This window comes from Prosthecobacter sp. (assembly GCF_034366625.1).
GTDB lineage: Bacteria > Verrucomicrobiota > Verrucomicrobiia > Verrucomicrobiales > Verrucomicrobiaceae > Prosthecobacter.
On the sequence record NZ_JAXMIH010000004.1, the window covers coordinates 24,839 to 38,557 of the forward strand.

The 13,719-nt window shown below is 58.3% G+C and carries 12 protein-coding genes; 4 read left to right on the forward strand and 8 right to left on the reverse strand.

Annotated elements, in window-relative coordinates; all coding sequences use genetic code 11:
• Positions 1–44: 44 nt before the first annotated feature.
• From U1A53_RS00865 to U1A53_RS00890, 6 genes are all read right to left on the reverse strand, one after another.
• The gene (locus U1A53_RS00865) at positions 45–1,220 is read right to left on the reverse strand and encodes a phosphatidylserine/phosphatidylglycerophosphate/cardiolipin synthase family protein (protein WP_322278313.1); all 1,176 of its coding nucleotides are present in this window, start codon (positions 1,218–1,220) and stop codon (positions 45–47) included.
• Between the two features lie 48 nt (positions 1,221–1,268).
• A complete protein-coding gene (locus U1A53_RS00870) occupies positions 1,269–3,071 on the reverse strand; it encodes an AI-2E family transporter (protein ID WP_322278315.1) in 1,803 nt (600 codons plus the stop codon).
• A 252-nt stretch (positions 3,072–3,323) separates the two neighbouring features.
• The gene (locus U1A53_RS00875; RefSeq protein WP_322278317.1) at positions 3,324–3,656 is read right to left on the reverse strand and encodes a hypothetical protein; all 333 of its coding nucleotides are present in this window, start codon (positions 3,654–3,656) and stop codon (positions 3,324–3,326) included.
• A 162-nt stretch (positions 3,657–3,818) separates the two neighbouring features.
• Positions 3,819–4,934 (reverse strand): hybrid sensor histidine kinase/response regulator, encoded by a 1,116-nt coding sequence (locus tag U1A53_RS00880; protein ID WP_322278320.1) that lies wholly within the window; start codon positions 4,932–4,934, stop codon positions 3,819–3,821.
• Positions 4,935–5,189: 255 nt separating this feature from the next.
• Positions 5,190–6,488, reverse strand: coding sequence for a cytochrome B6 (locus U1A53_RS00885; RefSeq protein ID WP_345786477.1), 1,299 nt, complete (start codon positions 6,486–6,488; stop codon positions 5,190–5,192).
• A 102-nt stretch (positions 6,489–6,590) separates the two neighbouring features.
• A complete protein-coding gene (locus U1A53_RS00890) occupies positions 6,591–6,962 on the reverse strand; it encodes a VOC family protein (protein ID WP_322278326.1) in 372 nt (123 codons plus the stop codon).
• A gap of 414 nt (positions 6,963–7,376) precedes the next feature.
• Between U1A53_RS00890 and U1A53_RS00895 the strand changes: the two genes are divergently transcribed.
• Positions 7,377–8,402: a lipid A deacylase LpxR family protein gene (locus U1A53_RS00895; RefSeq protein WP_322278329.1), complete on the forward strand. Its 1,026-nt coding sequence runs from the start codon at positions 7,377–7,379 to the stop codon at positions 8,400–8,402.
• A 223-nt stretch (positions 8,403–8,625) separates the two neighbouring features.
• Here the strand turns inward: U1A53_RS00895 and U1A53_RS00900 are convergent, their stop codons facing one another.
• On the reverse strand, positions 8,626–10,119 hold the full coding sequence (locus U1A53_RS00900) for an AMP-binding protein (RefSeq protein WP_322278333.1): 1,494 nt from the start codon (positions 10,117–10,119) through the stop codon (positions 8,626–8,628).
• Positions 10,120–10,429: 310 nt separating this feature from the next.
• Positions 10,430–10,600, reverse strand: coding sequence for a hypothetical protein (locus U1A53_RS00905; protein WP_322278336.1), 171 nt, complete (start codon positions 10,598–10,600; stop codon positions 10,430–10,432).
• 208 nt (positions 10,601–10,808) lie between these two features.
• Here U1A53_RS00905 and U1A53_RS00910 point away from each other — a divergent pair, with 208 nt between their 5' ends.
• The 3 genes from U1A53_RS00910 to U1A53_RS00920 form a co-directional block, all read left to right on the forward strand.
• A complete protein-coding gene (locus U1A53_RS00910; RefSeq protein ID WP_322278340.1) occupies positions 10,809–12,005 on the forward strand; it encodes a hypothetical protein in 1,197 nt (398 codons plus the stop codon).
• A 104-nt stretch (positions 12,006–12,109) separates the two neighbouring features.
• Positions 12,110–12,430, forward strand: coding sequence for a hypothetical protein (locus tag U1A53_RS00915; RefSeq protein WP_322278344.1), 321 nt, complete (start codon positions 12,110–12,112; stop codon positions 12,428–12,430).
• 830 nt (positions 12,431–13,260) lie between these two features.
• The coding region (locus tag U1A53_RS00920) for a transposase (RefSeq protein WP_322278348.1) at positions 13,261–13,719 on the forward strand (459 nt) is incomplete at its 3' end.

A 13,719-nucleotide genomic window follows, 5' to 3' on the forward strand; every position in this document is an offset into this window, starting at 1 on the left:
CGATTTGTGCCAAGAGGGTTGCGATACCGCTGTCTGAATGGCTTTCAGGCGCGTCCGTCGTGTGCCGCACCGCGTCTTTCGACCTTCTGTACCAAGAACTGGGCGACGCCGAGATCGAGCCGCGTGAAAAATATGCGGGCGAGTTTTTGTTTGAGGCGCAGCCACCAATTCGCCGGGCGGCGCCATGACAGCTTCGCCACTGGCTGGCTGTGCTGGAGATCCCGTTCAAAAGTGGCGCATGCCTGCGCCGCAAGCGAGGCGTTGCGGATGCGCAGCATGACTTCGAAATTGATATTGAGGCTGCGGGGGTCAAGATTGGCCGAGCCGATGTAAACGATGTCATCCACGACAATGACCTTGGCGTGCAGCACCTGCGGCTGATATTCGTGAATCTGCGCGCCGCGTCGCTGGAACTGCCCGTAGAGCGCCCGCGACGCGATCTGCATCATCGACACATCGCTTCTGCCGGGAAGCAGCAGGCGGAAGCTGCGCGCGAGCCTGGCGGCGCGCAGGAGCATCTGCTTGATGCGTCCGACGGGTAGAAAATAGGCCATGGTGATGGTGATGTCCTTCGCGTGAAGCAGATCGTGGCGCAAAGCGCGCTGCAGCACGCCCTGATGAAAGCCGGGGCGCGTCAGCAGCAATGCAACATCGTCTCCAGCCTCCACCCAGCCGCTGCGTCCTTGTTTACGCACCCGCCAGATCTTGTTGCCAGCTTTCTCGACCTGGGATTCAAAAGACTCGATGAGGTGCTTCACCACCGGGCCGGTGACGGCGATCCCGCCGTCCCGCCAGCCATCGTTGATGCCATCGCCTTCATATTCGGGAGCAATGTTGCAGCCGCCAATAAACGCCTGGGTGTCATCCACCACAAGAATCTTGCGGTGGTCACGGAACGACCAGAAACGCCAGCGCACCGGATTGAACCAGATGAGACTGCCTCCAAGCGCGGTCATCTCGCTGAAGTAAGTGCTGGGCAGTCCCAGACAGCCCACGTAGTCGAGCATGACGGTCACTCGTACACCACGCCGTGCGGCCTCTGTAAGTGCGTCGCGGAAACGTTCCCCCACCGGTGAGGCGCTAAAGATGTAGTGTTCGAGGCGGATGCTCTCCTTGGCCTTGGCGATGGCGTCGAACTCGGCTCCCAGCAATTTTCCACCCGTATCATGCCAGTGAAGGACATGCCCGTCCGACGTGGTGATGCTCGATGGAGCCTTCATGGATATTCAGGATTGGGGCGACGGATCATGGGAAACGGGGGAGCCTTGTTAAACGATCACGCCTTCCAAGACTTCACGCGCTTCCTTAATGGAGGAAACCACCCACGTCGCACCAGATTCATGCAGTGGCTTCGGGTCAAATTCTTGGCCGGTGAGTCCCCAGCGGCAGACAAGAATCTTGAGATCGGGCAGCTTACTGTGCAACCGTCGGCACAAGGTGCTCACAACCAAGCGCGCCTGTGGCGGCAGGGAGCTGATGCAGACGAGGGCCGGTTGCTTCTCTCCCAGCTCATGCACGAGTTCACCAATGAGACGCGGATCAGCAGAGATCTCGATTGCAATGGCAGGCGGGAGTACTGCGGCGAGCATTTCCAGTGCCTGAACATCAGGCTCACCATGCAAAGCACGCCCGAAAACCTGGAGCGCGGGCTGGGTTGCGCTTGGAGCCTCTGCAATGGCGGATGGGTTCCCTGCTGCCGATGTTTTGACCCTGGCGGCCTCGTCGGTGCTGTCGCTCAGCAGCGTGAAGGCAGAACGCATGCCTTGATAAATCTGGGCTGCCTCGTCCGGGTCGAGCTTGCCCAAGACTTCTTCGTGCCTGGTCAAAGCAAGGGCTGGGAGGGCGATGGCTTCCAAGGTTGTTTCGAGTCCGTCTTTTCGCATCGAGGTTTCGAGGAGGGCCTGTGCTGCGTCTTCATTGTTGGCCAGGTGATGCTGATAGTAGCTGAGGTGCGGTTGTGGGAGTGGGTTTTCGCCCATCACGATGTCCACCCACTCGAGTGCCGGGATATGCTTGCAGAACACCACGATGCAGACGGTAAGCGGCGTCGCCAGCACCAGTCCCACTCCGCCCCAGAGCCACGTCCAGAAGGCGATGGCCAGCAGCAGAGCAAAATCGGACACCCCAACGCTATGGCCGTAAAGCATGGGTTCCAGAATCATGTTGGTCAGCAGTTCCAGCGTGACGATGAGTGCGATGACCACTAGCGGCTGTGCCCAGCCATCAAAAACGGCGAGGCTCAGACTGATAGGCAGCACGGCCACGATCCATGGACCCACATACGGGATGAAACGGAATATGGCAGCCAGTACTCCCCACAGGATGACGTAAGGCAAGCCGATCACGGCCAGTCCTATGCCCAGCATGAGGCCGTAGATGGCATTCACCGTACCCTGCATGAGCAGATAGCGGCTGATGCGCTCCCCGGTTTCGTCGATCGCCTTGGTGGTGAGCGTGAGGCGGCTATAGCCCACCAGGCGTGCCACACGCTGGCCGATATCGTCTAGGCGCAGGAGCATGAAAATGACAAACAGGACCACCACCGCCGTTGTTCCCATGGCTTCGGCCAGGGTGGGCACGACCATGTTGAGTGCTGTCATTAAAGCTGTGGCAGTTTCCGGTGGTGGCTGCGGTGCCGCCACGGCAGCAATTTCAGTTGGCGCTGCATTCGGCTCAGGAGCGGCCAGGGTGGGCTGACTCACATCACCGACCAGCTTGCGCAGTCGCTGGATTACCCGGGTCTCACCAACTTGCTGGAGCGATTCGACGCGCTTCTGGATGTTGTGGCGATGATTGGGGAGATCATTGGCCAAGCCGGCCAGTTCGCCTCCCAGCAGCCATGCCACGAGCGCCAATATGGAAAAACTCACCAATGTCACCACACCCACACTTGCGACCCGATGAAGACGCCACCGGCAGAGAATCTTGACCAGCGGATTCAGCAGAAAGGTGAACAAGCATGCCAGCGCCAGCGGTACAAGCAGCTTCTGCCCGAGATACAGTGCAGCGATGACCAGCAGCGCGCTGAAAAAATTCAGGAACCGCGACAGCGTGTGATTAAAGGTGTCCATGGCAGGAGAAGCTGAAACACCGACGCTTCCCTCTGCCTCTATATCTCAGCCTAAGCCTCTGATGGATGGGTCCAATGCGGGAATTTGCTGGAAGATTACCCGCGCGAGCAGGGGCTTTGGCTTCATCCGCGTTAGCCGCGAGATCGGCTGTATTTACATATGTCCATGCCGTCCCTTTTCATAATTCGCTTGTTGCCGGGGGACATGGAGAAGGATCGAAAGACATCTGCACTTGGGGACCGCTGATGTGAACTAACGCTTCGAAGAATGCGCAAAGAGACCGGAGATTGAGAGCCCGACAGCGAAGGCGATGCCGACGGCGGTCAGTGGATTGGCCGAGACCCAGCGGGCTGTGCGGTCATATTGCTCGGATGCGTAGTGCTCCACCTGTGTGACCTGCTCCGAAACGCGGTTTCGGGTCTCGAGCATGGTGTCGCGGGCGTAGGCACTGGCCCGGTGGGCGGCTTCGATTGCGGGGTCCACCAAGTGCTGGCGGGCGACTTTCACCGTGTCATCGGCGAGGGTGCGAACATCCTTCTTGAGGGTATCTGTGGTGAGGGTTGCGGAGGCAGATGGTGTGTTCATCTTCGGGGGTGGTTTAACTTGTATTCGGCTTTGAGGAGGTAAACGGCTGTTCCTTTTTATTCCCGAACAGGTGCCTCCGCCTGCGGTTTTCCCTTGTGTCCAAAGATCATGCGCCGCTCTGCTGCAGGGCAGTTGGCCTATTAGCACAAAGCGGTGATTTGATCACTCTGCTTCGGGTTTTGTGCTGGCAACCGGTAATGCGATGACGAATTCTGCGCCAGTGCTGTCGCTTATGCTCTCAGCCAGAGTCACGTTGCCGCCCATCGCATCCACCAAACGTTTCACAATAGATAATCCGAGTCCCGTGGACGGTTCGTCGCCAGTGGGCTGGGCACTGAGGCGTCCATACCGCCGGAACATCTTCGTGCGATCTTCGGAGGTGAAGCCGGGACCGGTGTCGCGTACGAAGCACTTCACCATGCCTGCCATCGGTCGTTGCGCCGTGATCTCCACCGCTCCACCCTCTGGAGAAAACTTAATGGCGTTCGACACCAGGTTTTCCAAAGTCTGTGTCAACCCTTCGTGGTCTGCCTTCACAAACAAGGCTTCCTTGGGCAAGTGTGTGGTCAAAGCGATTTTCTTCGTGCTGGCGGCGGGCATGTGGTTGGCCGCAACCTTTGTCACCACATCGCCTAAGTTAACAGTCTCGCTCTTCATCTGAAGCTGTTCGGCACATTGGTTCGCGAGGAACTCCTGCATGAATGCCAGCATTCGTTCGCTGGCGTTCACGATGTTGTTCACCAATGGGGCACAGCGGGGCGGTAGATCTGCGAGCCTGGATTGCAGCAGGCATGCGCTGAGTCTCATGCCGGCGAGGCTGTTCTTCAGGTCATGCGCCATGATGCCCATGAGTTCATCCTTGTCCTCAGCAAGCGTACGCAACTGGTCTCTGGCGCGCTTGAGCGCAAGCTGCGTACGTACGCGAGAAACCAGTTCCGCCATGTTGAATGGCTTGGTGACGTAATCTACACCGCCGGCTTCGAGCGCCTGTACGATGACATTTTTGTCATCGTCAGCAGAGAGAAAAATGACGGGGATGTCAGCCCAATCGGCTTCGGCTTTGATCTGGCGGCATGCGGTCAGTCCGTCTGTTTCCGGCATCATGACATCCAGCAGGATGAGGTCAGGCGTGCGTACGGCAAGCCGCTGGAGGGCCTGTTCCGCATTGCTGGCAAGGAGGATGTCGTAGGCCATCATCGAAAGCACATTGCCAATGACTCGGAGATTCTCCTCCTGGTCGTCAACAATGAGGATCGTTTCGTGGTCCGGAGTCGTCATGAAGCGCGCGCTTGGTTGATGAGGCAAGGGGCTGGGTGTTTAATTTTTTCCAGCGTAATCAAAGAATAGCGTTCACTCTGTCTTACGCGCTCTGGAATGGAAGTTTTTTTTGAGGACTTTGAATGTTATGGTCTGCTGGCCGACAAGGGGTCGTTCATGCCTTCTACTCCACGGAAAGTTTCACTGCTTTGACGGCAAAGATGAGCACGGGGAACGGGGATATTGCCGGTGGTTTTGACGAACAGTCGAATCAAATCAGAGCGTGCGTAGGAATGCCACGAGATCCTTTTTTTCCTCTTCGTTGAGATTGGTTGCCAGCACGAGGTTGAAAAATTCAATGGTGTCTTCGAGCGTGAGCAGGCGGTCGTCGTGCAGATAGGGCGGCGAGTCTTTGATGCCGCGCAGCGGGAAGGTCTTGATGGGGCCGTCGGCGCTGGCTTTGCGGCCGTTGATCACCTTTTCAGTGAAGAAACGCTCTACGCGCAGGTTGTGCATGCTGTTGTCAGTGTAATAGGGCGGCGGGTGGCAGGTGGCGCACTGGGCCTTGCCAAAGAAAAGCGTCTGTCCGCGTGCCTCGGCTTCGCTGGCCTTGGTGTCGGCGAGTTTGCCAAAGACATTGAGCTTGGGCGCCGGCGGGAAATCGAGCAGCGCCTGGAACTCGGCCATGAAGTGAACCTGGCTGCCGCGTTCGAGGATGTTCACGCCTTTGCGTGTAGCCTGCTCGGGATCACCATCGAAGTAGGCCGCCCGCTGCTCGAACTCTGTGAAGTCTTCGACGGTCTTGAGCGCGCGCTGGGAACCGAAAAGCCGCTGGATGTTCACCCCGCGCAGGGAGGGCGTATCAATGCGGTGCCGGTGCTCGTTGGGTCGGATGTCGCCGACGGTGTGCGTCGCGGCGGTGGTGTGGCCGTTGGCGTGGCAGTCGAAACAGCTTACACCCAGGTGTGCATGCAGGGTGCGGCGGTCCTCGGTGGCGTTGAACTGCGCCTGAGGGAACGGCGAGACGAGCAACCGCAGACCTTCGAGCTGCTTGGGATTGAGGACATTCTTGAACAGGCTGTAGTAGTTCGCCACGGTGACGAGCTGCCCCTGGGACACATCGCCCAAGTCGGGTCGTGTGGTCAGGTAAATCGGCGCGGGGAATTCCGGCAGGAAATGTTGGGGCAGGTCAAAGTCGAGGTCGAACCGCGTCAGATCACGCGCGGTTTGTTTTTTTGTTTCGTCAATGAGCGGCTTCGGGAACACCATGCCCCCGGCTTCATGGTGGGGATGCGGAAGGGAAAAAAAGCCTGCCGGCCACAGGTTCTTGCTCTTGATGATGTCCGGCGACATTGCCGCGAGTTTGTCCCACGTCATGTCTTCGGGCAGCTTCACGCGCACACCGGTCTGCACTGGCTTGCCGCGTGCCATGGTGACGTCCTTTGCCGGGCGGTCGGCAAGATCGTAGCGTTCAGCCAGCAGCTTCTGCTGGCGCTCGGCAAAAGCCGGCTTCCCGTCATGCAGGCGTTTGACGAGAGCGGCGAAGTCTTCCTGGGCGATGGCAGCGGTCATCATGCTGCCGACAAGCAATGCGGCGACGTAAGACGTCGCGGAACAATGAATGCGGAGTCTGGTTTTCATGGCAGTCCTTTCATGCGGATGATTTTGTTTTGAGGCTTATTGAGATGTCTTGCGCTGATGGATCGTCAGTTTGTTCCCATCCGGATCACGCACCATTACCATCTGGCACGAACACAGGTCCAACGGCCCGATGGCGAATGAGACATGGTGCGCGTTGAGGGTCTCCACCGCAGCGTCGAAGTCCTCGACCTCAAGCGCCACCGACGGGCCATCCTGAGATGGTTTCCACTGTGGCGAGCAGCCGATTCCGAGCGTGCCGGAGCCGATGTCGTATTCGATCCATGGCTGAGTCTCTGACATCAGCGACTGGTTCGGTCTCAAGCCGAGCACACCCTCATAAAATTGACGCGCTCTGACCACGTTGGTGACCGGATAGGCGACGAAGGCGATTTCTTTGTAGCGAATCATGTAGGTTTTATTGCGTATCGTCACATGATGCCGCTGTGGCTGTACGCTTTTACAACCTGTTCGCCTGGGGGCCGATGAGTCGGCAATGATTGCCGGGTTCCAATGGGGGATGATGGGGGAACCTTTCGAAAGGGCAATAAATTCGCCGAAATGACATCTTTCGTACATCCACCGGTTTTACCAGCCGCGTTAGACGGAGGAATTGGGTGGTCGGCGGGTGGTGGAAAATTGCTACGTTTAACGTGGCAAGGTATCGCCTAATGCCTCACTCCATGGTGTTGCGCTTGCAGCACGAGTTAAAGTTCTCTCGACACAGATTTTGAAAATTGCTAAAACTATTCTTTTAAGTCTCTACGACAGCATGAGAAAGGCGTTCTTCCACCATATCGGTTTGCTCCAGTCCTCCCGAACTCCATGAAAACACTGCCTCTCCTCCTCGCTACCCTGGCGCTGCCCTGCCTGATGCATGGCCAAACGGTTGATCCAACCCGCCTCGGCACATTCACGATGTATTTCGAGAATGACGTCTTCGCCGCCACCGACGAAAACTATACCAACGGTGTGCGCTTCAGTTGGACTTCGCCTGACCTCAGGCGTTTCGGCGATGATGCGAGCACGGGCGGTGTTGCAGGTTTCTTTGATGACATCGGGTGGATGGGGGATTCCAGCTATGAACGCAACGTGGCCGTCTCTATCGGCCAGAGCATGTACACTCCCACCGATGTGCATAACCCGGCGTTGGTGGTGAATGAGCGCCCCTATGCAGGCTGGCTTTATATGGGGTTCGGTCTGGTGTGGAAAAACCCGCGTGTGAAGAACACTCTTCTCTTCAACATCGGAGTTGTCGGTCCTTGGTCCTTTGCGGAGGAAACGCAGCGTGCGCTCCATGACGCGATGGGAAATAGGTCTCCCGCAGGCTGGGACAATCAGTTGGATAATGAGCTGGGCATCAACGTGTCCTACGAACGCATGTGGCGCATTCGGGACCGCAGAGGACATGGCCTGGACTGGGATTTCCTGCCGTATGCCGGTGTCACGCTGGGCAATGTGAACACGCATGCCACGCTTGGGGCCGAATTCCGCTTCGGCTGCAACCTGCCGGACGATTTCGGTACCGGCGCGATCTCCGAGAGCGCCACCACTCCGACGGCGATTGAAGACCCCTATGCCTCAAAGGCATGGGTGCGTCGTTTTGGGATGCATCTTTTCGCTCGCGCTGAAGGCCGGGCCGTGGCACGCAACATCTTCCTGGATGGCAATACCTTTGGCAACAGCCACTCGGTGGATAAAGAAAACTTCGTTGCCGACCTGTCCGCAGGTCTGGCAATGAACTGGCGGAACACCAAAATCAGCTACGCCTTCGTCTATCGCACCCGTGAGTACGAAGGCCAGCCAAATGGGCAGCTCTTCGGCTCGATCACGCTGAGCTTTAATTTTTAGAACGGGTCTGCGGGTAATTTTGCCCACACCACTACCACAAGGCGATCCTGCTGCTTTTCCGTTCCCTTTGGATGCCGGGGGAAACCCTTAGGCGCTGGAGGACGCTCTTCCTCCAGAGCGCCGGCGCTCCCTTGTTTGGGCCAAATCAGCGTCCCGAAGCGGTTTGAGACGAAGTGAGAAAACGTGCTTTCGGCTACCAGCGCAGCATCGAAAAAACAAGCCGTCACGCTTGAAACAGCGCGAAATCTCTCACGACGTTTTTCAGTGATGGATCCAAATCGTCTGGCACGCCGACGCGACTGATCATGCGGCGGAACTTGGCTGTATGCACATCAGTTGTCAGTCGCGTCACCGTCTCGATGCAGATGTCCAGTTCAGGCAGCAGCCCCGTAGGTGCCAGACGCTCATCAAGACGGTTCTGGGCGGTCGTAAGATCAGGTGTCGCACCGGGGATGGGTTCTAAGCGGACGACGACACGATTGCGTTCCACCTGCTCGGCCTGCCATTCACGCACATCCCGCAGGTAGTCGAATGCGTGTTGGAAGGGGTATGCCGTCAGGGGACGGAAGCCCGTGGGTGTCCGCACCCAAAAGAAGTCTGCCGCCCGTCCCAGTAGTTTTTCAATGCGTGGCAGGTGGTTGCCGCAGCCGCACGGTTCTGTTGCCATCACCAGCCGGTCACCAATCTCATAACGAATGAAGGGCTGGACGGTGTTGGCCAGATTAGTCAGCAGGACTTTGTGGCCCAGTTGACCCGGTGGCACGGGCTGATACTGCTCGTCCACCACTTCCAAGATGACCCAGTCGGCATTGACGTGAGAGCCGGAGGCGGTGGGGCAGCCGTTGGTCAGAAACATGCATTCACCCATGGCGTAGTTGTCCATCACCGGCACACGAAAGGCCTCGGCAATCCGCCGTCGTGCTGGTTCGGTGAGCGTTTCGCTCCAGGTGACCACCTGCCTCAGGCTCGGGAAATGGAACTGATCGATCTTCAACGACAGCAGATCGAGCGTGGTCGGCGTGGCGGTGAGCACCGTGGGACTGAACTCATTCAGTTTGGCCACCAGATCAGGATCATTGGCCGGTAGAAAAAGGAAGCGCATGAAACGGTGCATGAATTTTGGCAGCCGCTCCCAAATCCATGCCGACGGGAAGAAACCCTGCTGGCTGATGAGTACCGCAAGACGCGTCGGGTGCAGGAGATTGCGTACGGCCTGGGTAAATCGTTGGAGCCCTCTGAAGCGGGGGTTGCCGCGGGTCATTTGAAAAGCGAACAGCAGATCGAGCACGAGCTGATCCTGCACGATCAAGGCAGGCTGGCCCTGGCTGCCCGAGGTGTGCGCGACACAGTATTTCCCAAGGAAAGGTTCTTTAACGTTGCGGATGTCCGCGATGAAGCGTTCGACTGCGGCACGGGTGACTGTGGGATCGGTGACCACCTCGTCAAAGTGCGCCATCATCTCCGTCTTGGTCGTGACGGGGAATTCAGCGAGATCAGTGCAATCGGCGTCGAGATGCCGGAATTTATCCCGATAGCAGGGCGAACGGGCACGGGCGATGTCGAGCAGGCGCCGCAGCCTCTTTTGTTGCTCCTGGTGCAAGCAGTGTTGATCCATGCGTATGGCATTGTACTGCCGTCCGGTCCAAGAGGTGCGCCTGATGAAAGCCAGGAAGCCGCCATCCTTCGGTTCGACGTGCTCGTGCATTGGGGCTTTCATCGTGTTGCAGGTACATCGCACAGCTTGGCTTTGTGGATGGGCTGAAACACAGGCGACACTGCTTCTGGGCTGCCTGACCTCTTGATGGTCGCTGGCGATGACTGCGCCAGCATCGACAGCACCCGCCTTGTTCTCAGTGGCACGTTCAGCGGGTGAGGCCGAGACCGGCCAGCGCAATGCCATCCTGTTCGAGGTCATTGAAAAACTGCCTCCGTTGAGGCATCGCCCAAGCAGAATGGGGCGCTGTCTTAACGATCATTAGCGTCACGCCAAGCGCCACTGGTCTGAGGTTGCGTTTTTGAACGGAACGCTACGCGGCTTTGCGTTGAGCGGCTGGTTGATGTGCTTTGGCCCAGGCTGCGGGCGTCACCTCTTTGATCTGCCGGTTGGTCACTGGCAGCGAGGCTTTGGTGTTAATCACTTTGCCGAGACCGGCGAGCGCGGATTTGAGTTCCGCAACGGGGAGTGTACTGGGTTGCATAAGACGATGTGGGTTGAACGCCAGCAGCCCATGCACCGGTCAAGGACACATGGGCTGGCAGCATGGTTGGATTGTCTAGGCGGCCGCCTGCATCTCCTCAGCTTTGTATTTGAGCTGGGCGGTGGTGCATTCAGCGGAACGGATGTCATCACGCGGTCCGAGGTACACCGGCTCTTTGCTAGCGCGGTACGAAGCCTTTGCAGATCACTTGTTCGCTCCTGTACGGCAGCATGCCAGAACACTGCGTCAGGATGCCCGGCTGGCCAGCCTCCCGCTGAGCGATCTCACCGTATTCGGCGGGGACCTGGACAACATCGGCAAGTCACCTCCAGGGGTTGAATGGCTCAAAGGTGAGCTTGCCAAGCACGTACAAAGCCAGCAGTGGATCCAACAAGCGGGCATGCCGTCTCCTGGCAATGTCGGTGGTGTACCAGCTCCCTTCCCTGGTCCCAAACACCTGCCGTCACTGTTCTTTGAGAGACTCTCCTTGGAGTACATTCCTACCGCGCTAGCAGAGTCTGTACATCGCGAGATGTTGCTGCTCAATCCGGACAACGGCATCTTTGATGGCCGCCTCTCTCCACGGCGCACCAAGGAAGTGCATGTTCAACATCTCATCGCTCTGCTAGGCGGGGTGGACATGCAGTTCACCAAACTGCACCGCAACCAGGGCCACGGCAGCTTTGAGCACGCCCGAGTACATCTGTGGGCCCGGCTTCCGCTCAAAGAACTGGGCCGCATACTGCACGACGGCTCGTCGCCCTGGCATGAACTGCCGAAGCGTTGTTTGCTTTGGGAGCTGCTGCCGAAATGCGACGATCTCCCGGAAATGTATTCTCCCGACGAGTCATGGCAGTTTTATGACCAGCTTGTACATAAGCTGATCCAGGCGCGCTGTTTCCCCACTGAACACACCGACGCGGTCATCCGGGTTCCAAGCCCCTTTCTACAGCACTTTCAATCTTGGGAACACTGTTTCCGGCGGGATCTTCTAATTGGCGAACAGAAGTTGTGCTGTGACGTGGCCCAGCATCGTGATTTCTTCGCCACCATGCTGTGGGCATTGAGCCTCTTCCAACAGAGGAAAAAAATATATTGGTGCGTCGCTGCCGCCTACTCGGGCGCCATTCATTCCATCAGGCGGCACTTGGATATTTGCGACGACGCGCGCGCCGTTCATGCCAAAGAGCGCAGGACAAAGATTGAGGTGAAACTGACCGGCATTCTGCAAAAACACGGTCCTTCCACGTTGCGGAAGGTACTGCGTTCGACCGACAAACTCAAGGCCGCCGACCTGCGTCCTGTCTTTGAGCACCTGACGCAACAAGGCCGTGTGAGCCAGGACGCGCAGAAGCGCTATGTCCTGATCAAGCCGCAAGCATCATCCACGTTACCCGCCGGTTAGACATCACCCTCAACCCTCCCCCAAGAAACATGTCCCTTCCCAAGTTCACCTTCGGTACCGGAGACACTTTCGAAAGTGTACAATCAGCCCTCCCTCCCGTGCTCATGACACTGGCAGCCAAAGGCCCGGACTTGCTGGGAGTACAGCCTTCGAAGGTTGCGGCCACCGGTCTGGCCCAGCTCGCGGCGGCTTTCCACAGCTCCGTGGAGGTGGATGACGGTGTCAGAAAAATTGCCCCGGCATTCAATCTCGCGCTCATCGCGCCCGATTACGATCCGGCCGCATGGTTTGAGGTTTTGGGCCGCATCTGGCTCAATTTCGTCAGCCTCCCCGTGCCAAGAGGTTCCAGCCGCCCTCTTCATGCAGATGATGTCGCACACGCGAGACTCCATGACCCCCAAGGCACGAGCGGCCGCCACGGATGAGGCGATGATGGCCAGTCTTCAGAATGTTGCCCAAACGGTGATTCTCAACCAACTCCGCCCGTACTTGTCGGCCGCGACGGTGGATCCGCGGGTCATCACCTCCCTCCTGCTGAGAACCCGCCACACCTCTTTGACGCTGCTCAACGGAACCTCCGACCCTCTGGCAGACTGGATGGAGCTGCCCCCGGTCGCGCAACGCCAGATGGCGGGGCTTTTAAGCGGCAGTTGGTGGAACAAGCCGCTGACTGTGGGGCCGCGGCAAGAACAGATCCCGGGAACCGTCCATGGGCTGTGGATCACTTCGTCTGGCTCTGTCTCCCGCCTGCTGTTCAACCGCAAAACGCCCTCCGAGATTCGCAGATGCCCGATTCTGCTGCTCGAACAGCAAGGTCCATCCAAGCGGTGGATGGATGTTGTAGAGCCGGCCTTCAGACGTTGGACCGAGCTTTTGCAGAAGGCTGTTCTCAACCACTCCACGCCCAATTTGTGCCTGTCCCTGCGGATGGACGGGGTGGAGAAGAGGTTCGCCGAGAGTTTCCACGGGGAGTTCCAGGCTGCATTGGCCGAAGTGCCGCCCGCCATGCATCCCTGCTCCCTGAACTGCTGCCGCGGATCTGGGGCGTCATCCAGTGGGCTGCCAAGGCCGAGGCACCCAAGCAACCGAATGTTGGTTATTCCGCCCCCCCGCCCGCCGACTCATCGCCCTGGCAGGCCAATATGGACAAAGCCATCACGCTCACCCGGTGGCTGTGCCAGGAGCACTACCGGGCGGTTCTGGGTGAGCCTGTCAGAAAGTTTGTGTGGAGGGTCAAACTCGAGGACAGGAAAACATGAGAAGAACGAAAACGAAGGAAGACCAAGCGTTGGACCAGGCGCTGGACGTGTTGATCGCGAAAAGCGGTCACACGCCGGAGGCGATCATGGGAGAGCAAGGCCTGCTGGCCCAGTTGACCAAGCGATTGGTCGAGCGGGTGCTGGGAGCCGAGCTGACCCATCACCTTAAAACAGGGCGCAGCCCCACCGAGCCGATGCTCGACGAGCAGGGTGAACGCGCCGAACCCGACGGCAACTGCCGCAACGGCTTCAGCGCGAAGACGGTGCTGGGCGACAGCGGCGAGATGGACATCGCCGTGCCGCGCGACCGGCACAGCAGCTTCGAGCCGCTGCTGGTGCCCAAGTGGCAGAAGAAGCTACCAGGCTTCGAAGACAAGATCATCGCTCTCTACGCACGCGGCATGACGGTGCGCGACATCAAGGCGATGCTCGAGCAGCAATACCGCATCGAGGTC